Source organism: Lacihabitans soyangensis (genome assembly GCF_024343775.1).
GTDB lineage: Bacteria > Bacteroidota > Bacteroidia > Cytophagales > Spirosomataceae > Leadbetterella > Leadbetterella soyangensis.
The window spans coordinates 167,949-189,776 of record NZ_RJUF01000173.1 but is presented as its reverse complement, the minus strand read 5'-3'; the positions used below and the strand labels follow the sequence as shown (position 1 = coordinate 189,776).

Sequence of the window (21,828 nt, the reverse complement as noted above, 5' to 3'; positions counted from 1 at the left end):
ACAATTATGAATATATCCTAAATTATTTCGACAATAGAAGTACAAATGCCTCAGCAGAGTCTTTTAACGCAAAAGTAAAAGCATTAAGGAGCCAATTCAGAGGAGTAAGAGACATAAGCTTTTTCCTATTTAGATTACAGAAAATATATGCTTAATCTCCCCCCAACTTTTTGGATTGATCCTATTTTCCATCAATCAAATAATAGATTAGTTGCGTTTAAAAAGTTAGCCCTATGGTATAATTCAGTAGAAAAGTTTGAGGTGAAAACCTTCAATACCATCGCTAGGACTATTCAGAACAATTATGAATATATCCTAAATTATTTCGACAATAGAAGTACAAATGCCTCAGCAGAGTCTTTTAACGCAAAAGTAAAAGCATTAAGGAGCCAATTCAGAGGAGTAAGAGACATAAGCTTTTTCCTATTTAGATTACAGAAAATATATGCTTAATCTCCCCCCAACTTTTTGGATTGATCCTATTTTCCATCAATCAAATAATAGATTAGTTGCGTTTAAAAAGTTAGCCCTATGGTATAATTCAGTAGAAAAGTTTGAGGTGAAAACCTTCAATACCATCGCTAGGACTATTCAGAACAATTATGAATATATCCTAAATTATTTCGACAATAGAAGTACAAATGCCTCAGCAGAGTCTTTTAACGCAAAAGTAAAAGCATTAAGGAGCCAATTCAGAGGAGTAAGAGACATAAGCTTTTTCCTATTTAGATTACAGAAAATATATGCTTAATCTCCCCCCAACTTTTTGGATTGATCCTATTTTCCATCAATCAAATAATAGATTAGTTGCGTTTAAAAAGTTAGCCCTATGGTATAATTCAGTAGAAAAGTTTGAGGTGAAAACCTTCAATACCATCGCTAGGACTATTCAGAACAATTATGAATATATCCTAAATTATTTCGACAATAGAAGTACAAATGCCTCAGCAGAGTCTTTTAACGCAAAAGTAAAAGCATTAAGGAGCCAATTCAGAGGAGTAAGAGACATAAGCTTTTTCCTATTTAGATTACAGAAAATATATGCTTAATCTCCCCCCAACTTTTTGGATTGATCCTATTTTCCATCAATCAAATAATAGATTAGTTGCGTTTAAAAAGTTAGCCCTATGGTATAATTCAGTAGAAAAGTTTGAGGTGAAAACCTTCAATACCATCGCTAGGACTATTCAGAACAATTATGAATATATCCTAAATTATTTCGACAATAGAAGTACAAATGCCTCAGCAGAGTCTTTTAACGCAAAAGTAAAAGCATTAAGGAGCCAATTCAGAGGAGTAAGAGACATAAGCTTTTTCCTATTTAGATTACAGAAAATATACTGACTTAAAGCAAGCATATAACCTTAGCATGGAACTTTCTAATATTTTCCATCAATCAAATAATAGATTAGTTGCGTTTAAAAAGTTAGCCCTATGGTATAATTCAGTAGAAAAGTTTGAGGTGAAAACCTTCAATACCATCGCTAGGACTATTCAGAACAATTATGAATATATCCTAAATTATTTCGACAATAGAAGTACAAATGCCTCAGCAGAGTCTTTTAACGCAAAAGTAAAAGCATTAAGGAGCCAATTCAGAGGAGTAAGAGACATAAGCTTTTTCCTATTTAGATTACAGAAAATATATGCTTAATCTCCCCCCAACTTTTTGGATTGATCCAAGGGCAGCCCTCGATGTCGGCTTGGAGCCTATTATTGGGATTGAACTGGGACGCCTAGTCGGGGACGCCTAATTCAATGACCTACTTATTACAAATTCAATAAAAAAGCCGACTCATTTCTGAATCGGCTTTGAGCCTCTTATCGGGATCGAACCAATGACCTACTGATTACAAATCAGTTGCTCTACCAGCTGAGCTAAAGAGGCGTCTATTTTAATTAAGTTTTGCTTTCGTGTTGAATGCTGTTCCTTAATTGTGGTGCAAAACTATATCCAAAAAACACACTACGCAAATATTTTTTATCTTTTTTTTGAAAAAAAACCTAATCGTTTGATTATCAAAACTTTTATTTTTGGTCAAACAATTAGGCTTTCTAAAATTAGTTGGCTGCGTTGATAAGTTTGATTTTATCTTGCAAATCTTTCAACTCTTTTTCGGCTTTCAAAACCTTCTGCATGTATTCAGCCTTGAGTTTTTCGGCATTTTTAGAGTGGCCAAAGAATTCTATGTTGTTCCTAGTAAGGGTAATTTCCTCTTCCAAGGTCTTCATTTTACGTCTAATCTCACTTTCTTGCTTATCAAGGTTCTTGCTGCTGCCACCTGTTTTCAACACCACCTCAGCCTCGTTTTGTAGCATCAGTTTGTCTTTCTCGGTTTTATCGAGACCTGAAGATGTCTTGACAAAATTGTTGATGGCTTTTATAAATCTTGCCTGAATATTTTGCATGTCTTTACGAGGTACAAATCCAATGGCAGCAAATTCTTTTTTATAGTCGCTCAACTTAGCCAAGTCCGAAGTACCAGCTTCTGCCAGTTTCTCGATTTCTTCACAAATAGCCACTTTCTTGACAAGATTCGCCTCGAATTCTGCGTCTTGTGACTTGGTTTCTGTACGTTTCAGATCAAAATATTGGTCACAAGTGGCTTTGAACCTGTTATATAAGGTATCTTTATATTTCTCAGGTACGTGGCCAATCGTCTTCCATTTTTTCTGTAAGTCGATGATTTTGTTGGTGTTAGGTGCTGAGTGGTCACCAGTAGCCAATATTTCGTCAGCAGCAATGCATAATTCTTCTTTGGCCTTGTAGTTGGCCTCACGTTTGGCTTCCAATTTAGCAAAGAAATCGCTCTTGTTTTTGAAAAACTGTTTCAATGCATGCCAGAACTCTTTACTGATTTCTTTGCCTTTGTCACGTGGCATAGCACCTTTGATGGCATTCCACTGGTCTTGGATTTCCATTACTTCCTTAGACTTGGCATTCCATTCGTTTATGCTGTCACTCTGGAATTCCAGGTAGGGCTTTAAGTTAAGAAACAGTTGATTTTTAGCATTGAAAATGTCCTCATTCAAGGCACTGTTTTCTTTGGCTAGTTCACGTTTTTTCTCGTATATAACATCAAATGCAGCCTTTAATCTAGCCCAAAGAGCATCTTGTTCTTCTCTTGGTCCAGGCCCTATTTGTTTGTATTCTAGTAAAAGTTCGTTGGCTTTCTTCAATATAATGTTGGTGAGCGGGCTTTCCTTCAAAGAATCGGCTATCGCCTCAATTTTGATTACCACGCCTTCTTTGTTAATTACATTTTTCTTTCTGTCGAGGTCTTTAAGCTCATTTTGAATACTTCTGATGTCAAAGTATCTGTCCACTAAAGCGTTGTAGGCCGACCAAAGCGTGCCATTATGCACTGAATTGATGTTTCCAGCATTTTTCCACTCAGTTTGAAGTTTTTTAAATGCCTCCCAATTGTTTTTCGACTCACCTTTTTCTTCTATATCTACTATTTCTCTTAGGCTTTGAAGTAATCTAGTTTTCACCTCGAAATAGTCTTCTCTTTCTCTTTCTAACTTTTGGTAAAAGGCCTGTCTTTTCTCACGAATTTGAACCAAAATACCCTCAAAACGAATGGCATAATTATCATTTTTGAATTCAAAACCTTCGTCAGTACCGTTCTGCTCCTTGTATGACTTGCGAGCTTCAGCTTTTTCTTTTTGCGTGAGTTCGTCGAACACTCCTCTGATTACCTTAAGTACGTTATCGATGTTTTTGACATCAGATGCAACAAGACCTCTAGAGTTCATGGCCACGAGCATTTTGTCTGCTAAGTCCACGTAGTCTTTCTTGGTGTAGTTGGTAAAGTCATTGTCGAAACTTGGCATAGAAGATGGCTCTTCTAATTCTTCAATTTCTTCAATATCTGTACTTTCTGTCTGAATCTCTTTGGCCAGTTCATCGGAGCTTACTACCGCTGATTCTTCTGGTAAATTGTTTTCGTTACCGTTTTCATCCTTGCTATCCTCTTCTGTAGTATTCACAATATGCTCGACAGTAGTACTTTCTACGGAAGCTTGAGGGTTTGTGATGTCAATCATTTTTTCTTCTGCTATTATTTCAGAACTTTGGGGAGTTTCTGTTGTTTCAATAGCTGAGGTTGTTTCTACAGTGGTTTCGCCTGAATTTAATTCAGTGCTTTCCGAAACTAAATTTTCGGCATTGATGTCATCAATGTTGTTGGTCGGTTCGATACTTGGTTCAATCATCAAAATTCGTTGGTAATCTTATTCAGGTCGCAAATTTAATAAATATACGTAACAAACATAAAAAAGGTTAATAAATCATGGACAAAACTACTGTCGCCAATCTTCGAAATAACTACACACTTAACGAATTATCTGAAAATATTGTTTCTAAAAATCCATATATTCAGTTTGCCGAATGGTTTAAAGATGCTCTGGAGGCCAAGTTGGTTGAAGCCAATGCTATGGTTTTGTCTACCATCAAAGACGGAAGACCATCGGCAAGAGTGGTTCTGCTTAAGGGCTTCGACGAAAATGGTTTTGTTTTTTATACCAATTATAAAAGTCATAAGGGACAGGAATTGGCAGTCAACAATGCTGCTTGCTTAACTTTCTTTTGGGATAAACTTGAGCGTCAGGTGAGAATTGAAGGCTTTATGGAGAAAGTTTCGGAGCAGGATTCTGATGAATATTATTGGTCAAGGCCTCGTGAAAGCCAGATAGGTGCTTGGGTAAGCAGCCAAAGTGAGGTGATTTCGGGAAGAGACATCTTGGATGAAAAATTAGCTTTTTACCAAAAGGAATTTGAAAATTTGGAGGTCATCCCTCGTCCGCCACATTGGGGAGGATATGTTCTAAAAGTAGAGCGTATAGAATTCTGGCAAGGTAGACCCAACAGGTTACATGATAGGATATTGTTTACGCAAGAAGGCGATAATTGGAAAATAGAAAGATTAAGCCCTTGAAAGGTTTTGAATATTAATGTAACAGATTAGAAATTCCCTTGGGCTTCCGTTAGTTTAGTATTTTTTCTTTAGACTTAGAAAGTAAGTTGCTAGTACCAACTCACATGACCATCATTTTGGTATTTCTGATAAGGTTTCCGAATTTTTTGGCAAAAATAGATTCTTTGGTGGGTTTTTTATTTGCTTTCCATTCGAATCGATCCAGTTTCATGTCAGCGGTGATAATTTCTTTTGGTGGAATCAGTGTAGACTCTGGATTACCTCTGAAAACTATACTTTTTATTTTTTTATCCTTAAAGTAAAACTGCATACTCGAGCATTGAACTGTATTTAAGCCAATTATTCGGTTTTTTTCGTCCAAGGCAAAATACTTCGATTCGCCATTGCCCTCTACTTTTATGGTTTGAAGAACCGATTTTTCGTCAAAAATAGCATCGATTTTTCGTCCTTTTATTTGGTTGAAATTTCGGATGGTATCAACCTCGACCACAAAGCTATTCTGTACTAGCTGCATTAATTTGAGTCTATTGTTTTTCAGGGTGATTACAATCGTATCGGCTTCCAGCTGGTTTTCTTGGTTCCAGATGATGGGTTTTGTGTAAAAGTGAATGAGCGAGTCTTTGAGATTGTAAACCAAAGAATCGCTAAGGCTTTGAAAATCAGTTCTGTAAACTTCCACCTTGCCGTCCGCAATGATTTTTTCTATGTCCTTGCTGGTTGGGGTGGTATTTTTACTAGTGGTGTCAGTTGGTGTAACTGCCTTTATTTCAGTATTTTCTAAAGGCACCAGTTTGGCTTTTTTCTTTTCCAATATCGGGTTCTTCACTTCAACCGTTCCAGAAGAGTCTTTGGTTATTACCTTTTTTGCGAGACTTAAAGTGTCGGAAGGTTTATTTTTTGGTTTTTCAAATACCCACAAAGTATCTGAAGCTATAAGCAAGGTGTCTTTTTGAGACACACGCTGACTTATGGTATTGCCTATGATTTTGGTAAGCCCAGTTTCTCCAAACCGCAGCCCTTTTTCTCCAACTACCACCAAACTGTCTTTGAATGACACAAAAACCACGTTCCCGTCTGCATTTCCTGAGCCTTTGGTGTTGTCAAACTGCAAAGTATCGCCTTCCAAACTGTAATCAGCATTGGTTACTTTGGCTCTACCCTGAAACGCCGAAACTTTAGTTTTGATATTATACCTACCTTTGTATGCTGACAAGTCGCCATTTTTGCTTTTTATGGTCGTAAAGGTCTTAAAAATAGCTTGTTTGGTATAAGTGTCGTAGTCGAGCGAGTCCGTGCAAAGGGTGTAGTTGGGATTTAGGATTTCGACATCTCCAATGTATCTAAAATACTTGGTTTTCGTGTTGTAATAGCCTTCTTTTGAGCTCAATCGGCTGGAATCTTGGTTCAGAACTCCAGGAACGGGATAATAGGCTTGATCACGGTTGAGATCGTAGTGCATTTTAGTGGTTCGGAGCGTTACTTTTTTGTCTCGAAGAATCACTTGTTTGCCGTAAACTTTGGCAAATCGCAGATTACCGTCGTAAAGGAGGGTATCTCCCACAATGGTCAAGGTATCGCCTTGATTAATCACAATTTTGCCGTAAGCCTCAATGAAATTGGAGGATTGATTATGAATGGCTTTCTGACAACCCAGTTTTACGCCTCGGTGAATAAAAATCACATTTCCGAGGAAAGTTTGCGTACGAGAAAGGCTATTTTCTCCAACCAAACTATCGGCTCTTACGAGTTCTATCATGCTTTTGGGGCCATTATCTTTGATGGGGTTCAAAGGCTTTTGTGCAAAAATCTGTGCCGAATTTGCCAAAATAAGTAAACCCAAAATGGTGAAAAATGATGCTTTTTCTCTCAAAGAATACGAGGTTTTGTGATTCATACAGCAAAATTAACGTATTTTTGTTAATGATTATTCGCAATATTGGATGCTAGAGGAGTTTTTAGAGTTTATTAACAAAAATCAGCTTTGTGCCACCACCGACAAAATCCTGGTAGCGGTGAGCGGAGGCAAAGACTCCATGGCACTACTACAACTTTTCTGGGAAGCCAAGTTTAACATTTCGGCGGCACATTATAATTTCGGGCTGCGTGGACAAGCTTCTGATGGTGATGAAGAATTTGTTCGACGGTTTTGCGAAGAAAAGAACATCCCTTTTTTTTCTACAAAAACCGACACCAAACAAGTCACCAAAGATTGGGGTGTTTCTACCCAAATGGCCGCTCGTGAGCTAAGATACACCTGGTTTAAGGAGATTATGGCGGAAAATAAATTCGATTTTTTGGCTACAGCACACAATCTCGACGATAAAATAGAGACGCTTTACCTCAATATTACCAAAGGCACAGGCCCGAAAGGCTTAAAATCTATTCCGCTCAAAAAAGACGGCGTGATTAGGCCACTTTTGTTTGCGGGCGTAAGCAAGATTATGAAATATTTGGCAGACCAAAATCTGACTTGGCGGGAGGATGCCTCTAATCAAACCAATGACTATCAACGTAATAAAATCAGGCACCAAGTCATCCCGGTTTTGAAAGAAATAAATCCAGGAATGGAAAATACAGCCCAGAATAATTTTCAGCGTTTTACGGCTTTGAATGAAATTTTCGAAGAAAAACTACAAGCCTTTGAGCAGACCATTGACTTTGGTGAGGTTATCAAAATTCCATCAGAAAAATGGAAAAACAGTGCTGGATTCTCATTGGTTTTGGAGGAGTTTTTGAAGCCTTATGGGTTTAATTTTCAGGACGTTGAGGATTTGGTAAAGATTGCTTTGACAGGTAAAAAAATCACCTCTGCAAGCCATACAATTACCGTCGGTCGTGGAGAGTGGTTTTTGGAAAAAAACGTGGAGGACGCCTCCGAAATATTTGAATTTCAATCTCCCGGTGTTTATGAAATAGGCAGCAGAAAAATTCAGATTAAAGAAACGAAAGACTTTCCAAGTATTATGGATATTCGAAAAATCGAACAAGCTTTTTTCGATTTTGACCTAATACAATGGCCGCTCACCTTGCGTGTTTGGCAGCATGGAGATAAATTTCAGCCCTTCGGGATGGAGGGTAAAAAACTGGTTTCTGACTTCTTGATTGATGCCAAAATAGATGCTCCACAGAAAAAAAATCAACTTGTTTTGACAGATAAAAACCAGCTTCTCTGGCTTGTAGGCCTTCGTACAGATGACCGTTACAAACTCACTTCCGCCACTAAAAACATGCTCAAGGTAAGTTTTTTGGATATTTAAGTGTCTTTAAATCAATTTATTATAGTTTGTTTTCAAAGAGAAAGTGTCTTTTGGCACGGCATTTGACATTGCTTTGTAAATGTTTAGGCATTTCCTAGTAAATTAAACGCTTAATCCGATGCTGTCCAATTTAAAAACAAAAGTCACCTTTGTGATATTCTTTAGCTTAATAGGTTTTGGGATAAAGGCCCAATCTGCCAAGCTTAAAGCCGCCAACGCCGAATTTGATAGGATGTCGTACCCTCAAGCTGTACGTAATTACGAGGCTTTTCTCCGCAGTGGCGATAACAAAAAAGACCAACAAAAGGAAGCATTGATAAAATTGGCTTTTTGTTACAGAAAACTACAGGACACCAAAAATGCTGAGCGGGTTTACAAGGATTTGTTCAAAGACCACGAAGAGGGCTTGGACAGCGAACAGTTTTTGTTTTATGCTCAAGCATTGGCCAATAACGGCAAGTATCGCGAGTCTCAAAAAATGTACAGCCGTTACGGTGAACAACAAAAGGAGGACCTGAGAGGCCGTAAATTTACTGTGGCTTACATGGATAACTCTACTTTCTACAAAGATTCCGCACTTTATAATGTTGATTTCGTTTACCCACTCAACTCCAAATACTCAGACTTTAGCCCAATGTATTATGAGAACGGTCTGGTGTTTGTGTCAGCCAGAAACGAGGGTTCTGGTATTAAAAGAGTTTTTAATCAAAACGAAACCCCTTTTTTAGATCTATTTCTTTTTTCCGATACCATGTCGCTTCGTAAAGAAATACGCCAAAGTGTTGAAGCAGCTCAAGCAAGTTTGGGTTCAAGCGGAAAATCCATCAAGCCAAATAAAGTGCAAGGCAATGACAATTTTGAGGATATTGAAGAGCCAGAAATTGACGAATTTAGTAAATCGATTAATTCAAAATATCACGAAGGGCCGGTTACTTTTTTTAAGGATTATAAGAAAATAGTTTTTACCAGAAACAATTACAACAAAGGCAAGGCACGCAAAAGCGATAAAGGAATAAACATGCTGAAGCTTTATACAGCCACCAAAAAGGGTAACAAATGGACGGATATAAAAGAATTGCCTTTTAACTCTGACGAGTATTCCACGGGACACCCAGCTCTATCGCCAGACAACCGTAAAATGTATTTCGTTTCAGACATGCCCGGTGGTTTTGGTGGTACCGATATCTATGTGGTAGATTACCGCGACGGCAGCTGGGGTTCTCCAGTGAACCTTGGTAGAGAAGTAAATACCGAGGGAAGCGAAATGTTTCCGTTTGTAGACGAGGCTGGCAATTTCTATTTCGCCTCTGATGGCCATGCTGGTTTGGGAGGTTTAGATATGTTTTATGTGGAATTCAGAAATGGTCTGCCTTTTGGAGAAGTAGAAAATCTTGGGGCTCCGATAAACTCTACCAAAGACGATTTTGGTTTGATAACTGATTCTGAAAGAAGTCAGGGCTACTTCAGCTCAAACCGAAGAAAAGGATATTCCGATGATAATATTTATTCGTTTACAAAAGGTTGTAACTCTCTGAATATTATTGTGATGGACGAACATACCAATCAACCCTTAGCCGATACAGAGCTCAGGTTGGTAAAAAATGGCGTAAACAAGAAACGTTACATTACCAACTCACAAGGACAAGCTTCTTTATGTTTGGAAAGTGGATCCGATTTTGAGTTTTGGGCATTCAAAGATGGATATGAGGTGGGTACAATTACTTATGGTACGATGTCTACGTCACATTCAAAAAGACAACAACTTAAGCTTTATCTTGAACCCTCGAGGCGTCCTATGGTGCGTGGTAGAATAGTATCAGAAGTGGACCAAAGACCAATAGCTGGGGCCACAGTAACGCTTGAAAACGAGCGTGATGGAAGTTTAGAGACTGTAATCACTGGAGTTGATGGAAGATATGCCTTTCAACCAGACCGTGACGGCAAATACAGTGTGACTGCAGTGAAGGATAATTATGCCAAGAATACCGAAAGTATTGGAAAAATTAAAAATTCTAAGAAAAATATTTCGGTAGAACAAAACTTTGGCATGATTGGTGAAGGTGATATATTTAGATTAGATAATATCTATTACGACTTGGATAAATCGGAGATTAGAGCCGATGCAAAAAAGGAACTTGACAACAAAGTGATTCCGATTTTGAAGAAATATCCAGACATTCAGATAGAAATTAGGTCGCATACGGATAGCAGAGCTAGTGAAGACTATAACCTCAGATTATCAGCGGCAAGAGCCAAATCGGTGGTAGATTATTTGATCAAAAAAGATATAAGTCCAAGCAGGTTAACTGCACAAGGATATGGTGAGAGTGAGTTGGTGAACGAATGTGATGATTCAGCGAAATGCTCAGAAAGCGAACATCAGCAAAACCGCCGAACAGAGTTTAAGATTTTGGCTGTTAAAGAATATTTAGGTGCCAGAAAATAAGAAAGACAAAGATATTTTTTTTCATAGTTTAGGGTTAAGGTTTATTGCAAAAAGCATTGCCGAATTGAGTGATGCTTTTTTTCCAAACTCTAGAACATGAAATTCGGAAAAGATTAAATTTTTGAATCCGTGTACTCGAAACACGGCACTCAAATAAAGATATACCGAGAGGTAGTTTTTTTTCATAGTTTAAGGTTAAGGTTTATTACAGAAAAGCATCGACGATTTGGGCGATGCTTTTTTTCCAAACTTTAAAAAATGAAATTCAGAAAAGATTATATTTTTGAATCCGTGGTCTCAAAACTCGAAACACGGCACTCAAATAAAGATATACCGAGAGGTAGTTTTTTTTCATAGTTTAAGGTTAAGGTTTATTGCAAAAAGCATCGTCACATTGAACGATGCTTTTTTTGTTGGATTTTTCGATTAAGTGCGTCTATGATACTTTGTGTGCCGTGCCAGGCGGGCATTCTTTTTGCGATTCGTCGCACCGTTTGAAAAAAAAGAATGGCAGCGGCCAACCGTCAAAAAAAACACTTTCTGTGCCGCATCGGCGGTCCGAAATGATCCTCTGAAAAAAACGGTTTTGCATTTGAGTTTTAGTTGAGATTAGTGTACCCGATTTTTTTCAACGGACTGCACAGAAATTATTAGGAACATTAGTATTTATTGCAGTATAGCAAGCTCGGTTATGTTGCTATAAAGTTTAAGGTTTATTTATTTTCTAAACCTTTTTTTTAGAGCTTGTTTATAACTCATTTCACTTCTTTATCGAATGCTTTTTGCTTCCTACCGAATCTATCTTTAATTTTGCTGAAATCATTTCTTTTAAATGCTTACAAGTCTTCTCATAAAGAACTACGCCCTCATCAAGCATCTGGAAATTCAACCTGAAGCTGGCCTGAATATCATTACTGGAGAAACCGGTGCTGGTAAGTCCATCATGTTGGGAGCCATGGGTCTACTTATGGGAAACAGAGCCGACACCAAAGCATTGTTTGACGAAAACGAGAAATGTGTTGTAGAAGGTAATTTTGATATCTCAAAACTTGACCTGCAAGCTTTTTTTGAGGACTTGGAACTAGATTACGAGCCCTCGTGCCTTATCCGCCGTGAAATTTCTCCCAATGGCAAGTCGCGAGCTTTTGTCAACGACACGCCAGTTACCTTGGATGTTCTGAAGACTTTGGGTGTTTATCTGATGGATATTCACTCGCAGCACGATACCCTTTTGCTCAATACCAATGCCTATCAACTGGCCTTGGTAGATGCTTTTGCTGGAAATCAAGCTCTTTCGGAAAAGTATCTGGTGTCTTACAAAGCATTCAAGTCTGCCGAAAAGGCTTTAGCAGTATTACAAAGCGATGCTGACAGCCTCAAAAAGGAATTTGATTATAACAAATTTCTTTTGGACGAATTAATCGTTGCCAAATTGGTAGGAGAGGAGCAAGCTGAATTGGAGGAAGAATTGATGATTTTGGAAAACGCAGAGGAGGTAAAACGAAAACTCGGTTTTGCTTATGAATATCTTAATAATGCGGACCTTTCGGTGCTTGGTTTACTGAAAGACGCCAATGTTGCCTTGGGTAGTATCAGCGGAATTTCCGAGAAATATGCGGCATTAAAAGAGCGTATAAATAGCAGTTTGATTGAGCTCCAAGACATTTCCAACGAAATAGAATCAGAGGATTCCAAGGTTGAAACCGACGATGAAAAAGTCGTTTTTTTGCGAGATAGACTCAACGCCATTTTTCGTTTGCAACAAAAACATGCGGTGAAAAGTATCACTGAACTCATCGAAATCAGAGAGGATTTGCAACAAAAGGTGAGTAAAGTTGTCAATCTTGGAGAAGAACTGGAGGTTTTACAAAAAAACAAAGAAAAGCTATTTGCCGAAACACAAAAACATGCCACGGCCCTTTCAGAAAGTAGAAAGAAAGTGATTCAGCCATTGGTGGATAAAATCCAAGGGCTATTGGCCGAGCTCGGAATGCCTGATGCGAGATTGCTGATTGGTACAAAAGAAAAGGCCTTTGCATCGGATGGTATTGATGATTTGATTTTTGAATTCTCGGCCAACAAAGGCTCAACTCCAAAACCGCTTAAAGATGTGGCCTCAGGAGGAGAGTTTTCGAGGGTGATGTTGAGTCTGAAATATGTTTTGGCGGAGAAAAAATCACTGCCAACTATCATTTTTGATGAAATAGATACGGGTATATCAGGCGAAGTGGCCATTAAAGTGGGTAAAATGCTCACCGAAATGTCATCGAAACTTCAAGTGATTGCCATTACGCACTTGCACCAAATTGCAGGAAAAGGGCAAACGCACTTTTATGTGTACAAAGACAATTCTGACACCAAAACGGTGAGTTTGATGCGAAAACTCGAGGCCGATGAGCGAATTATAGAAGTGGCCAAAATGATTGGCGGTCAGAATCCTTCTGAAAGTGCCATCAGAAGTGCCATAGAAATGTTAGAAAACAATAACTAAAAACAATATGAAATTCTCAAATTTGATTTTTGCTCTTTTGATCGGCTTTACAATGGCCTGTGGCAACAAAATAGATGGTGAAATAGAAAAACTAAATACGGTTTTGATGAAAGGCCACGATGAAGTGATGCCCAAAACCATGGCCATTGCTGACATCAAAAAGGATTTGATGGCCGCTGCTGAAAAAGCATCTGAAGCAGACAAAGCTGTGGCACTTAAACTTTCAACAGATTTGCAAAAAGCCGAAGATGATATGTACGAATGGATGAAAAACTTTGGCGTGGCCATGAACGAAGTGAAAGATAAGAACGAAAAACTTAAACTTTACACCGAGCTAGAAGTTGAAGTTAAGAAGCTTACAACAGACACCGAAACGGCGATAGCGGCGGCCAAAAAGTTCACGGAGGAACACAAATAAGATTTTATTTATAATCCGCATCCCTCTCCGATGGAGAGGGTAAGGGGTGAGGTTACACATGCAAAATGAAAAGATTTTCAATATTTGGATTACTTATTTTCTGGTCATTAGCCATCTGGAGTTGCCGAGACTCCAACCGTAAATTGCCCTACATTGGTCAACACGATGTCAACGAAAAAGGTGACTCGGTTTTTCACACCATTCCTGATTTTAAATTTGTGAATCAAGACGGTGATACGCTCACCCAAGAGGCTTTTAAAGGCAAAATATATATTGCGGACTTCTTTTTTACGTCATGCCCGACCATTTGTCCGGTTATGAAAACCCAAATGCTCAGAATCTACGAGAAATTCAAGGACAATCCTGAATTGGGTATCCTGTCTCACACCATTGATCCTCGTCATGATTCGGTGGTGGTATTGAAAGCCTACAAAGAGAAACTAGGCGTAAACACCAATCAATGGCAGTTTGTAACAGGCGAGCAGGAGAAAATCTACGAAATAGCTCAGAAATCGTACATGGTATCGGCCATGGAAGACAAAGAGGCCGTGGACGAGGGCGGATTTGTACACAGCGGGGCGTTTGTATTGGTCGATAAAAACAGAAATATTAGAGGAGTTTATGATGGTACCAAAGAAAAAGAGGTCAATAGACTCATCAAAGATATTGAGCTTTTGCTTCAAAAATAGTTTAGTTCTGCTTTGCCTTTTTGCCACCGCTTGTGCCAGCGAAGAGAAGGTAAAATATGAACAATACGTAATTTCAGGAGCAGAAATATACAAGAAAAACTGCTCCAATTGCCACGGCCTAGACGGCTCAGGCCTACGAAACTTATACCCACCCATCAAAGGTTCAACTTACCTACAAGACAAAAACAAGCTGGTCTGCATCATCAAAAATGGACTCGAAGGCCCCATAAACGTTGCTGGCAAAACCTACAACCAAAAAATGCCCGCCGCCAAAGGCCTCTATGACCTCGACATTGCCCAATTGATTACTTTTCTGAATGATAAGTGGGGGAGTTCTAAGAAGATTGTAGAGGTTGGAGATGTTGCTGGGGTGGGGTGTGAGTGAAAATATTTGGAAATGTAATTACTCAAATTTTGCAAAGTGTATTGTCAAAATTTCGCCTATAAATAGTTTTATTTCGCTCTGAAGACCGATTGACGCTACAACCTTCGTCTGAAAATTAAGTAGAGTTGGGGATTAGACCATTTTTTCGAAAATTTGACAAGTTTGTGTATTTTTGTTCTATGAATGTGTCTTGTTATAATTTTGAAAGTTCAACAGATGGGCTTCGTTTTGAATTTGAGAGTACAAGTTCTAAAAAACAAATCCGCAAAGTTGTTGAATTTACTCCATTGCCTCAAAATCCAACTATTTATAATCTTGGATTTGGGGATTTGAAAGCAGATGGAACTATTGATGATTTAATCGTTATCGATAACGAAGATATGGAAAAGGTTTTAGCAACGGTGATTCAGACAATTTTCAAGTTTTTCGAATTGAACTCAAAAGATATTATTTTGATTTTGGGAAGTACGACAAGCCGAACAAGATTGTACCAAATTGTTATTGCAAAGAATATTGATGAAATGAATGGTACTTTACAAATAAGAGGAATAAGGAACGGGGAGATTGAAGAGTTTGTTAAAGGAATGAATTATGAAGGTTTTTTAATAAATTTGAAATTATTATGAAAGCAAAATCATTGGAAATATTAACTCCTAAAGTTACTGTTAATCCAAAACTAAAAAGTAACCCGAACGACCCATTTATTCAAAAAAAGATTGAAAAAGCAACTGAACTTTTAAATAGTTTAAAAAAACCTTTTCAAGTATAATTGCTCAGCCCTTCTAGCGACCAGTATATAAATAATTCGTATAGCGATTATTCGAATTTTGCTCAGAGTCTTGTCGAAATTTTCCTTTAAAATTGATTTGTTTCGGTCCAAAGACCGATTGACGCTACAGCTTAGTCTGAAGACTAAGCAGAGCGAATATTTAGAAGATTATGATTTAATCGAATATTATCAATCATAATGAAATCTACATTTTAATATATGAATTTCACCCTCTTCATATTTGTAAATTAATCGATGTTCTTCATCAATTCTACGAGACCAAAATCCAGCATATTTGTGTTTTAATGGCTCTGGTTTTCCGATTCCATCAAACGGATTTCTTGCAATATCTTTCAGGAGTTCATTGATTCTTTTGACTTTCTTTTTATCTATATTTTGCCAATAGACATAATCTTCCCAAGATTCATCCACAAAAACATATTTCATACTTCCACCAAATCTTTTGAAAATGATTGGCCCTTTCTGAATTTCTCTATGGCAGAATCCAATCGACTTTCATTTTTTCGAGAAGATAATTCGTGATTGGTAGCCATCAACGAATTATATTCATCTAAAGACATCACCACAATACCTTCGTCTTTACCTCGGTTGATGATTAGTGTTTCAAAATTCTGAACTACTTTGTCCAGATATGTCTTAATATCTTTTCTAAAGTCGGAGATATTTGTTGTTATCATTTTTTGTACTAATATTTGTACGAATTTATGTACAAATTTTGAAAAATGCAAGTATAATTAAGAAAGAATAAAAAAGATTCTCAACGATACTTCTTAATCTCGTTGATTAAATTCTTTTCACTCAATAATTTTAATATTTTCTGATGCTTAATTCAATCACGTATTGGATTGCCCTCTTACTCTTAATATCTGACTGAAGACTGTTTTACAATACTGCTTAATCTGAAGACTAAGCAGAGCAAGGTTGTGAGTGATTTTTTATGTTGGTAGACTGTTTTACACTACTTCTTAATCTGAAGGTAAATAATAGCATAGTTGATGTGGTTGCTGGTGTGTTAGTGATTTTAATAATGTCATAATAATTTTTTTTACACCATACCTTAGTTTAAAATTAACACAAGATCTTGATTTTAAAGAGTGGATTTTACATGTTTTTGGGTACTAGGCACGTATATAATATTTTTTTTGAGAATTAATAAAGCAGAGATCAAATTCCTGGTGGTAAAAAAACTCAAATAACATTGTTAACTGAAAAATTAACCAAAAACTTTAGATTTTGGGAATAGGAGGTTAATTTTACATTGCTAAATTAGTTTTAATAACGTACTTAACTCTCTGTAATGCAAAATTTTCTGCTGTCCAAATCTACAATGCTTTTATTATTAATATTCTTATGTGTTTGTAATTTGGGGTTCTCGCAAAACATTACAATTACACCCAATGGTATTAATCCATCTCAAGGGTTATCAAAAATGAGCTATTCCCAGATTAATGCTTTGGAAATGAATACTCTAGGTGATTTGGTAATTGACACCACTTTTAACTGTGTTAGATTTTATAATGGTGTAAAATGGGATTGTCTAAATTTTACGAATTATTCAAACTTGCCAGAGATTACAGCTAAAAAACTTATCAATACTGACCTTAACTTGCGTCCTTATAAAATTGAAATTGATAAAAATGAAAATATTTATATTTTTGGAGAATTTTCTAGTTCCTTTTCAATTGGTAATGAGACTCTTAACCCTTTGGGATATCAAGATGTATTTCTCCTGAAACTAGATAAGAATGGTATTTTTAAGTGGATTCGGCAGGGTGGAGGTACATCCTGGGATTTTAGCTATTCTATTAAAATTGATTCAAAAGGATTTATATATGTTACAGGTGAGTTTGGTGAGAATGCTAGTTTTGGGACTAATTCAGTTCAGTCTAATGGAAGACAAGATGTATATTATTGTAAGTATGATAGTTTGGGGAATTCTATTTTTGCCAAATCTATTGGTGGAGAATGGGATGATAAGGGGAAGAAAATAATAGTTGATGCCAATGATAATGTCTATTTATTTGGTGAATTTTCAGGACAGGTAAATTTCGGTTCTATTACCACTAATCCAGATGATTATTCAACAAAAATATTTATATCCAAAATAAATCTTCAAGGAGATTTGACTTGGATTAATTTTATTTCGAGTAATTACGGGGTTAAACTGACAGATGTGGATTTAAACGCTGATCAAAGACTATGCATAGTTGGCAGTTTTTCGGGCGATATTCAATTTGGTTCAAGCAATTACTCATCTGGCCGAACTAGCAGTATATTTATCGCAAAGTTTAATACTTCTAATCAGACATGGTATCAATCTTTTGTTTATCCTCTGTATTCTGCAACTGAGGCCACCGCAATTAAAACTCATTATAACGATTACATAATAACGGGAAAAACTTCCCAGGGTATTTTTTTGACGAAATATAATAATTCCAATAATATTTGTTGGACGTATTTGTATCCAACAACAATTTATGATAATCAACCTAGTGATTTAATTATAAACAGGGATGGGGAAGTTTACTTGATAGGAACTTTTTCAAAGTATTTTTCGATTCAAAATAACCTTTTGACTGCTAAGGGTGATATAGATGGATTTATTGCTAAAATAGCCGTTGATGGTAATTCAAAATGGTTAATAAGTTTTGGGGGAACTAATGGTTCGGAAGTCCACCCAATCTCGGGAATTATAAACAAAAAATCAGAATTAATAACAATAGGAATGTTTGACCAAAACGCATATTTCGGGTCAAAATATTTATTTTCATCTAATTACTTATCAAATTTTATATCTCTATTAGTAGAAAAATAACGGCAGTTTCCAGCTATGTCATAGTTACTATTACTATAACAACTATATACTATACTGCAATAGTAATATTTTAATTGCTTAGGGTAGTTCAGTAGAATTGATTTTAACTTGGTAACGTGTTAGTAATCACTTAAATTCATTTTAATATTTCTACTCCATTATGACTCTTAGAATACACAATAGTTTCGAGCGATTCCAACATAAAAGTGCCTTCGGGCCACTTATAGAGGTTTTGGAGAAGTCTTCTCTATATTCCAAGCCACCCGAAGCGGTTATCGCTCCTCATTCCGGTATTTCTATAAGCTAATAACCTTATAGCCATTCTCTTGTAAACCAAACATGTAAACAAAACCGCTTGAGGTGGTTTCGATATACGGATGAAGGTCAGATTTGGTGACGTTCAAGGCTTTCATGGCATTCTGACAAATTACTATTTGGATACCAGCAGTTTTACAATCTTCTACCAAGGCCAGTAATTGTTTATCGGTTGTAATTTCCTTTACTACTGTGCCTATCAATACAATTTGAAACTGAAGATTAGGACTACCTTTTCGCATTCGGAGACCGGTTCTAACTGACCCTTCGAAATGCTTATAATTGCCAGCTAAAATGGCATATTTCCCATCGGCTTTTATAGAATTTTCGATTTGATTTATTGCTGCTGTAGTCTGTGCAGAAGCTTTATGATTTGCTAACAATAAAACTATAAAAATCAGAGGGAGTACTAGCTGTATTTTTTTCATCTTCTTTTACTAATTTTTGATTTCTATATTTAATTGATTCTGAATCCAAAATAGGAAAACTTATTTAGAATGCATAGAAATATTCTTTTTTGAAGAAGAAACTCCCGTAATTATATTTTAAATTGATTAAAACTTTCTAAAATTTAGATTTTCTGAAGTTATACGAAGGTAAACAGAATCAAAAGGCCTTGGTAGGCCGATATTGGGTTGAGATTATTCGCAAAAAACGCTTCTAATTGTTTTTAAATCCTAATAAATGTTTCCCTTAATTCCCAGTAGTATCCACAATAGTCCTGAGCGAATCCACCATAAAGGTGCCTTTGGGGCGGCGGAGGGAGTATTTGGAGAAATCTTCGGTGGCATCCATGCCGCCTGAGGCAGTTATGGATTCCCTTGGAGTTTTTATGGTTACCTTCTTGTCGGTGTAGATTTTCTTGTTTACTGGGCTCCAAAATAACTCTTCCGTGGAGAGGCTTTGTTGAAGCAAACGGTTGTTAAAGAACACGTTACCTTGTATAATGTACAGGTTTTTTTCTTTCGAATATCGTCCCGAATCGCCTCTGAGCATAGAGTATTCAACGCCGTTTTTGTCGAGGAAGTTAACGTATACGGCTTTTGGATATACTTCGTCTTGGTTTTGAAATTTGAGCTGCTTGGCAGTGGAAATTTTCACTTTAACTCTGCCAGAATCGCTGTGGCTGATAGACAGGTTATCTATGTTCAGAATCGGTCCCATGTATTCTATGAATTCCTTTTTGGACTTTTCCTCCTCACAACTCCACAAAAGGGGAGAGCCAATGAAGGCGATGAAACACAAAAAGTAAAGCCTTTTCATGATTAGTCTATACGAGGTTTGTTGAACCAGCTGCTTAGTAATGAGAAGTTAACAGATACTTTGGTGTAGTTTTCTTGTATCAGGCTATTGGTATTTACACCTCTTCTACCCAGTGACAAAGCGATGTCGATGTAACTCGGATTTCCAAAACCCATGGGCACCGAAAGTCCCAGGCTAAAGCTTTGGTCTTTGATTTTGGTGTTGTTGATCATGTAAGGTGTATCTATGTATTTATAGCCCAATCGGTAAAATACTTGGTTGAAATACTTACTCGATGAAGCATTTGGCAGCCATTCCATACCGAAATTGAGTTCTTTGGCATCCACCAATATTTTGTTGGCAGTTGGGTCAAATTGCTTGTTGCCCGACCATTTTGTGTAGCCATATTCTGCCGCAAAAACCCAGTGGTAGTTGCTTTCAAGGCTCACGCCTATTTTATATTTGCTTGGTATTTGGCTGGTAATATTGGTCAATGACAAGGTATCAGGACTTTGGATATAAACAGGGCCATTGCCTGCCTCACCCAAAACGCTAAACACTTTCAGTGCCTCGCCTTTCAATGCTGTTCCTATCTGATAGACACCGCCTATGTTCAAGTTCCATTTTTTGTTTAGTTTCAACTGGTACGTTAAACCTGTTTTGGCTGAAGCACCTTTTAAACTATAACGGCCAGAGTTTCTGAAGTATTCCGACGAACCCGAAATAGTAGAAGTAGTATCTCTTTGAATATTTCCAAAATTATACTGACCTTCGATTCCCCAATAAAGCCCTTTGTAAAGCAAAAATGAGTTTGTAAATGCTACTCTCGAAATACCTCCAGCATTTCTGTATTCTACTTCGTTTGTTTCGTTTGAACCCACAAAATCCTTCTTTACTTTAGAGATATTGTCTGCCATAGAGAACGGTCTCATACTGATGCCCATGGCCCATTTTGGTTTAACAGGAAACACCATGGTAAGATTGCTCATATTCATGCCGAAATCGTCCTGCACCTTGTTGCCTTGGTTCAATACCTTGTAAGCTCCCTTGAGGCCAATGTTGAATGCCACATATTTGTTCAAACCTATTGTACGGTTTTTTACCAACATAGCAGGGTTGATGTGGTTGATATAGAAGCTGTTCGAAAATGAAACTCCCGTACCACCCATCATGTCCTGAGCTGCCACAGATTCTTCAGTGATTTCTCCGATTCCGATGGTATTGTAAGGACTGTTTCCTTGGCCTTGCGACCATGCAAATTGTGTAAAACTTATGAATGTAAGGAGAAGTAAGTATCTAAATTTCAGTAACATTATATTGTAAAATTCTGTTTAGGCCTTCTAAGACCAAATTTGGAGCTGCAAAGGTCGGGTATTTTATCTTAGTTTCAAAGTAAGGAGCATCGCCACCACAAATTAAAACCCTTAAATTAAGTTTTTTTAAATATTCATCAATGATTCCGTTGATTTCAGCGGCTATTCCGTTCATCACTCCACTACTCATGCAGGATTCGGTAGAATGACCAACCAATTCGGGTATCTCAAAGTTATCTAATAACGGCAGTTTTTTGGTAAAAGTGTGTAAAGCATTAAATCTCATCCTTCTTCCGGGCGAAATTATACCTCCTTCGAACGCATTTTGGTCAGAAACTAAATCGTATTTGATGGCCGTGCCGATGTCGATAATTAGGCAGTTTTGACTAGGATATCGAAGGTTTGCTCCAACTGCCGCCGCTATTCTGTCATAACCCAGCGTTTTTGGTGTGGCGTAATTATTTTTTATTGGTAAGGGGGTATTGTAATCTAGGAAAATAAGAGATTTAAGAAAGTTTAGATTTTCTGAAATTTCTGAATTTGAGAGGGTTACGGAGGATACAATGGCATTCTGAACCGAGTTGGCCTTCAGAAGTTCGGCAGTTTCGGAGAGTGTGGCCACCCTGAAAATCTCCAAGAGGCTATCATTGTTGAATAAACCAATTTTTATTCTTGTATTGCCGAAGTCTATACTGGCGTTTGTCATAAAAAATAAAGCCGTTCTGTT

25 protein-coding genes and 1 tRNA gene are annotated in these 21,828 nt (G+C 37.2%); 17 read left to right on the top strand and 9 right to left on the bottom strand.

The window, feature by feature from the left end; genetic code table 11:
• Positions 1–14: 14 nt before the first annotated feature.
• From EGI31_RS16085 to EGI31_RS16060, 6 genes are read left to right on the top strand one after another with little or no spacing between them, the layout of a single operon-like run.
• Positions 15–155: a transposase gene (locus tag EGI31_RS16085; protein ID WP_445468531.1), complete on the top strand. Its 141-nt coding sequence runs from the start codon at positions 15–17 to the stop codon at positions 153–155.
• Complete coding sequence (locus EGI31_RS16080; protein ID WP_255037272.1) at positions 148–453, top strand: transposase; 306 nt, start codon at positions 148–150, stop codon at positions 451–453. Before EGI31_RS16085 ends, EGI31_RS16080 begins: the two co-directional genes overlap by 8 nt.
• Positions 446–751 (top strand): transposase, encoded by a 306-nt coding sequence (locus EGI31_RS16075; RefSeq protein WP_255037272.1) that lies wholly within the window; start codon positions 446–448, stop codon positions 749–751. The genes EGI31_RS16080 and EGI31_RS16075 overlap by 8 nt, the downstream gene beginning before the upstream one ends.
• Positions 744–1,049 (top strand): transposase, encoded by a 306-nt coding sequence (locus EGI31_RS16070; protein WP_255037272.1) that lies wholly within the window; start codon positions 744–746, stop codon positions 1,047–1,049. Before EGI31_RS16075 ends, EGI31_RS16070 begins: the two co-directional genes overlap by 8 nt.
• A complete protein-coding gene (locus EGI31_RS16065) occupies positions 1,042–1,344 on the top strand; it encodes a transposase (RefSeq protein WP_255038172.1) in 303 nt (100 codons plus the stop codon). The genes EGI31_RS16070 and EGI31_RS16065 overlap by 8 nt, the downstream gene beginning before the upstream one ends.
• 25 nt (positions 1,345–1,369) lie before the next feature.
• Positions 1,370–1,654: a transposase gene (locus tag EGI31_RS16060; RefSeq protein ID WP_255037271.1), complete on the top strand. Its 285-nt coding sequence runs from the start codon at positions 1,370–1,372 to the stop codon at positions 1,652–1,654.
• A 161-nt stretch (positions 1,655–1,815) separates the two neighbouring features.
• Here EGI31_RS16060 and EGI31_RS16055 read toward each other — a convergent pair.
• A tRNA-Thr gene (locus EGI31_RS16055) sits at positions 1,816–1,888 on the bottom strand.
• Between the two features lie 173 nt (positions 1,889–2,061).
• Entirely contained in the window at positions 2,062–4,218 is a 2,157-nt protein-coding gene (locus tag EGI31_RS16050) for a DUF349 domain-containing protein (RefSeq protein WP_255038171.1), read from the bottom strand.
• Between the two features lie 77 nt (positions 4,219–4,295).
• Here EGI31_RS16050 and pdxH point away from each other — a divergent pair, with 77 nt between their 5' ends.
• The gene (gene pdxH, locus EGI31_RS16045) at positions 4,296–4,940 is read left to right on the top strand and encodes a pyridoxamine 5'-phosphate oxidase (RefSeq protein WP_255038170.1); all 645 of its coding nucleotides are present in this window, start codon (positions 4,296–4,298) and stop codon (positions 4,938–4,940) included.
• A gap of 100 nt (positions 4,941–5,040) precedes the next feature.
• Here pdxH and EGI31_RS16040 read toward each other — a convergent pair whose 3' ends face one another.
• Positions 5,041–6,834 carry an OstA-like protein gene (locus EGI31_RS16040; protein ID WP_255038169.1) on the bottom strand — a complete coding sequence of 598 codons (1,794 nt, stop codon included), beginning with the start codon at positions 6,832–6,834 and terminating at the stop codon, positions 5,041–5,043.
• A 46-nt stretch (positions 6,835–6,880) separates the two neighbouring features.
• Here EGI31_RS16040 and tilS point away from each other — a divergent pair, with 46 nt between their 5' ends.
• The 8 genes from tilS to EGI31_RS16000 all read left to right on the top strand — a co-directional run bounded on the left by tilS (position 6,881) and on the right by EGI31_RS16000 (position 15,395).
• On the top strand, positions 6,881–8,197 hold the full coding sequence (gene tilS / locus EGI31_RS16035; RefSeq protein WP_255038168.1) for a tRNA lysidine(34) synthetase TilS: 1,317 nt from the start codon (positions 6,881–6,883) through the stop codon (positions 8,195–8,197).
• Positions 8,198–8,315: 118 nt separating this feature from the next.
• Positions 8,316–10,643: an OmpA family protein gene (locus EGI31_RS16030; RefSeq protein ID WP_255038167.1), complete on the top strand. Its 2,328-nt coding sequence runs from the start codon at positions 8,316–8,318 to the stop codon at positions 10,641–10,643.
• A gap of 832 nt (positions 10,644–11,475) precedes the next feature.
• On the top strand, positions 11,476–13,134 hold the full coding sequence (recN, locus tag EGI31_RS16025) for a DNA repair protein RecN (protein WP_255038166.1): 1,659 nt from the start codon (positions 11,476–11,478) through the stop codon (positions 13,132–13,134).
• Between the two features lie 7 nt (positions 13,135–13,141).
• Entirely contained in the window at positions 13,142–13,552 is a 411-nt protein-coding gene (locus tag EGI31_RS16020) for a hypothetical protein (protein ID WP_255038164.1), read from the top strand.
• Between the two features lie 65 nt (positions 13,553–13,617).
• Positions 13,618–14,241: an SCO family protein gene (locus EGI31_RS16015; RefSeq protein WP_255038163.1), complete on the top strand. Its 624-nt coding sequence runs from the start codon at positions 13,618–13,620 to the stop codon at positions 14,239–14,241.
• Positions 14,219–14,626 (top strand): c-type cytochrome, encoded by a 408-nt coding sequence (locus tag EGI31_RS16010; protein ID WP_255038162.1) that lies wholly within the window; start codon positions 14,219–14,221, stop codon positions 14,624–14,626. Before EGI31_RS16015 ends, EGI31_RS16010 begins: the two co-directional genes overlap by 23 nt.
• Before the next feature lie 125 nt (positions 14,627–14,751).
• The gene (locus tag EGI31_RS16005) at positions 14,752–15,252 is read left to right on the top strand and encodes a DUF6934 family protein (protein ID WP_255038161.1); all 501 of its coding nucleotides are present in this window, start codon (positions 14,752–14,754) and stop codon (positions 15,250–15,252) included.
• On the top strand, positions 15,249–15,395 hold the full coding sequence (locus EGI31_RS16000) for a hypothetical protein (RefSeq protein ID WP_255038160.1): 147 nt from the start codon (positions 15,249–15,251) through the stop codon (positions 15,393–15,395). The genes EGI31_RS16005 and EGI31_RS16000 overlap by 4 nt, the downstream gene beginning before the upstream one ends.
• A gap of 189 nt (positions 15,396–15,584) precedes the next feature.
• Here the strand turns inward: EGI31_RS16000 and EGI31_RS15995 are convergent, their stop codons facing one another.
• Together EGI31_RS15995 and EGI31_RS15990 are read right to left on the bottom strand one after the other, a co-directional pair.
• The gene (locus EGI31_RS15995) at positions 15,585–15,842 is read right to left on the bottom strand and encodes a Txe/YoeB family addiction module toxin (protein WP_255038159.1); all 258 of its coding nucleotides are present in this window, start codon (positions 15,840–15,842) and stop codon (positions 15,585–15,587) included.
• Positions 15,839–16,093, bottom strand: coding sequence for a type II toxin-antitoxin system Phd/YefM family antitoxin (locus EGI31_RS15990; RefSeq protein ID WP_255038158.1), 255 nt, complete (start codon positions 16,091–16,093; stop codon positions 15,839–15,841). Before EGI31_RS15990 ends, EGI31_RS15995 begins: the two co-directional genes overlap by 4 nt.
• A 620-nt stretch (positions 16,094–16,713) precedes the next feature.
• Between EGI31_RS15990 and EGI31_RS15985 the strand changes: the two genes are divergently transcribed.
• Together EGI31_RS15985 and EGI31_RS15980 are read left to right on the top strand one after the other, a co-directional pair.
• Positions 16,714–18,231, top strand: a complete 1,518-nt coding sequence (locus EGI31_RS15985) for an SBBP repeat-containing protein (RefSeq protein WP_255038157.1) — start codon at positions 16,714–16,716, stop codon at positions 18,229–18,231.
• A gap of 160 nt (positions 18,232–18,391) precedes the next feature.
• On the top strand, positions 18,392–18,538 hold the full coding sequence (locus tag EGI31_RS15980; RefSeq protein ID WP_255038156.1) for a hypothetical protein: 147 nt from the start codon (positions 18,392–18,394) through the stop codon (positions 18,536–18,538).
• Here the strand turns inward: EGI31_RS15980 and EGI31_RS15975 are convergent.
• The 4 genes from EGI31_RS15975 to EGI31_RS15960 form a co-directional block, all read right to left on the bottom strand.
• The gene (locus EGI31_RS15975) at positions 18,528–18,974 is read right to left on the bottom strand and encodes a DsrE family protein (protein ID WP_255038155.1); all 447 of its coding nucleotides are present in this window, start codon (positions 18,972–18,974) and stop codon (positions 18,528–18,530) included. The genes EGI31_RS15980 and EGI31_RS15975 overlap by 11 nt on opposite strands.
• Before the next feature lie 265 nt (positions 18,975–19,239).
• Positions 19,240–19,809: an LPS export ABC transporter periplasmic protein LptC gene (lptC, locus tag EGI31_RS15970; RefSeq protein ID WP_255038154.1), complete on the bottom strand. Its 570-nt coding sequence runs from the start codon at positions 19,807–19,809 to the stop codon at positions 19,240–19,242.
• Positions 19,810–19,811: 2 nt separating this feature from the next.
• Positions 19,812–21,101 carry a BamG family beta-barrel-assembly machinery protein gene (gene bamG, locus EGI31_RS15965; protein ID WP_255038153.1) on the bottom strand — a complete coding sequence of 430 codons (1,290 nt, stop codon included), beginning with the start codon at positions 21,099–21,101 and terminating at the stop codon, positions 19,812–19,814.
• A complete protein-coding gene (locus EGI31_RS15960; protein ID WP_255038152.1) occupies positions 21,085–21,807 on the bottom strand; it encodes a type III pantothenate kinase in 723 nt (240 codons plus the stop codon). Before EGI31_RS15960 ends, bamG begins: the two co-directional genes overlap by 17 nt.
• Positions 21,808–21,828: the final 21 nt, after the last annotated feature.

What these genes read in the sequence shown, in the direction of transcription:
- EGI31_RS16020 (WP_255038164.1), top strand. Translation starts at nt 13,142, where the DNA reads ATGAAATTCTCAAATTTGATTTTTGCTCTTTTGATCGGCTTTACAATG.
- EGI31_RS16080 (WP_255037272.1), top strand. Translation starts at nt 148, where the DNA reads ATGCTTAATCTCCCCCCAACTTTTTGGATTGATCCTATTTTCCATCAA.
- EGI31_RS15980 (WP_255038156.1), top strand. Translation starts at nt 18,392, where the DNA reads ATGACTCTTAGAATACACAATAGTTTCGAGCGATTCCAACATAAAAGT.
- EGI31_RS15990 (WP_255038158.1), bottom strand. Translation starts at nt 16,093, where the DNA reads ATGATAACAACAAATATCTCCGACTTTAGAAAAGATATTAAGACATAT.
- pdxH (WP_255038170.1), top strand. Translation starts at nt 4,296, where the DNA reads ATGGACAAAACTACTGTCGCCAATCTTCGAAATAACTACACACTTAAC.
- bamG (WP_255038153.1), bottom strand. Translation starts at nt 21,101, where the DNA reads ATGTTACTGAAATTTAGATACTTACTTCTCCTTACATTCATAAGTTTT.
- lptC (WP_255038154.1), bottom strand. Translation starts at nt 19,809, where the DNA reads ATGAAAAGGCTTTACTTTTTGTGTTTCATCGCCTTCATTGGCTCTCCC.
- EGI31_RS16070 (WP_255037272.1), top strand. Translation starts at nt 744, where the DNA reads ATGCTTAATCTCCCCCCAACTTTTTGGATTGATCCTATTTTCCATCAA.
- EGI31_RS16040 (WP_255038169.1), bottom strand. Translation starts at nt 6,834, where the DNA reads ATGAATCACAAAACCTCGTATTCTTTGAGAGAAAAAGCATCATTTTTC.
- EGI31_RS16030 (WP_255038167.1), top strand. Translation starts at nt 8,316, where the DNA reads ATGCTGTCCAATTTAAAAACAAAAGTCACCTTTGTGATATTCTTTAGC.
- EGI31_RS16000 (WP_255038160.1), top strand. Translation starts at nt 15,249, where the DNA reads ATGAAAGCAAAATCATTGGAAATATTAACTCCTAAAGTTACTGTTAAT.
- recN (WP_255038166.1), top strand. Translation starts at nt 11,476, where the DNA reads ATGCTTACAAGTCTTCTCATAAAGAACTACGCCCTCATCAAGCATCTG.
- EGI31_RS15985 (WP_255038157.1), top strand. Translation starts at nt 16,714, where the DNA reads ATGCAAAATTTTCTGCTGTCCAAATCTACAATGCTTTTATTATTAATA.
- tilS (WP_255038168.1), top strand. Translation starts at nt 6,881, where the DNA reads ATGCTAGAGGAGTTTTTAGAGTTTATTAACAAAAATCAGCTTTGTGCC.
- EGI31_RS16050 (WP_255038171.1), bottom strand. Translation starts at nt 4,218, where the DNA reads ATGATTGAACCAAGTATCGAACCGACCAACAACATTGATGACATCAAT.
- EGI31_RS16015 (WP_255038163.1), top strand. Translation starts at nt 13,618, where the DNA reads ATGAAAAGATTTTCAATATTTGGATTACTTATTTTCTGGTCATTAGCC.
- EGI31_RS15975 (WP_255038155.1), bottom strand. Translation starts at nt 18,974, where the DNA reads ATGAAAAAAATACAGCTAGTACTCCCTCTGATTTTTATAGTTTTATTG.
- EGI31_RS16065 (WP_255038172.1), top strand. Translation starts at nt 1,042, where the DNA reads ATGCTTAATCTCCCCCCAACTTTTTGGATTGATCCTATTTTCCATCAA.
- EGI31_RS16075 (WP_255037272.1), top strand. Translation starts at nt 446, where the DNA reads ATGCTTAATCTCCCCCCAACTTTTTGGATTGATCCTATTTTCCATCAA.
- EGI31_RS15995 (WP_255038159.1), bottom strand. Translation starts at nt 15,842, where the DNA reads ATGAAATATGTTTTTGTGGATGAATCTTGGGAAGATTATGTCTATTGG.
- EGI31_RS16060 (WP_255037271.1), top strand. Translation starts at nt 1,370, where the DNA reads ATGGAACTTTCTAATATTTTCCATCAATCAAATAATAGATTAGTTGCG.
- EGI31_RS15960 (WP_255038152.1), bottom strand. Translation starts at nt 21,807, where the DNA reads ATGACAAACGCCAGTATAGACTTCGGCAATACAAGAATAAAAATTGGT.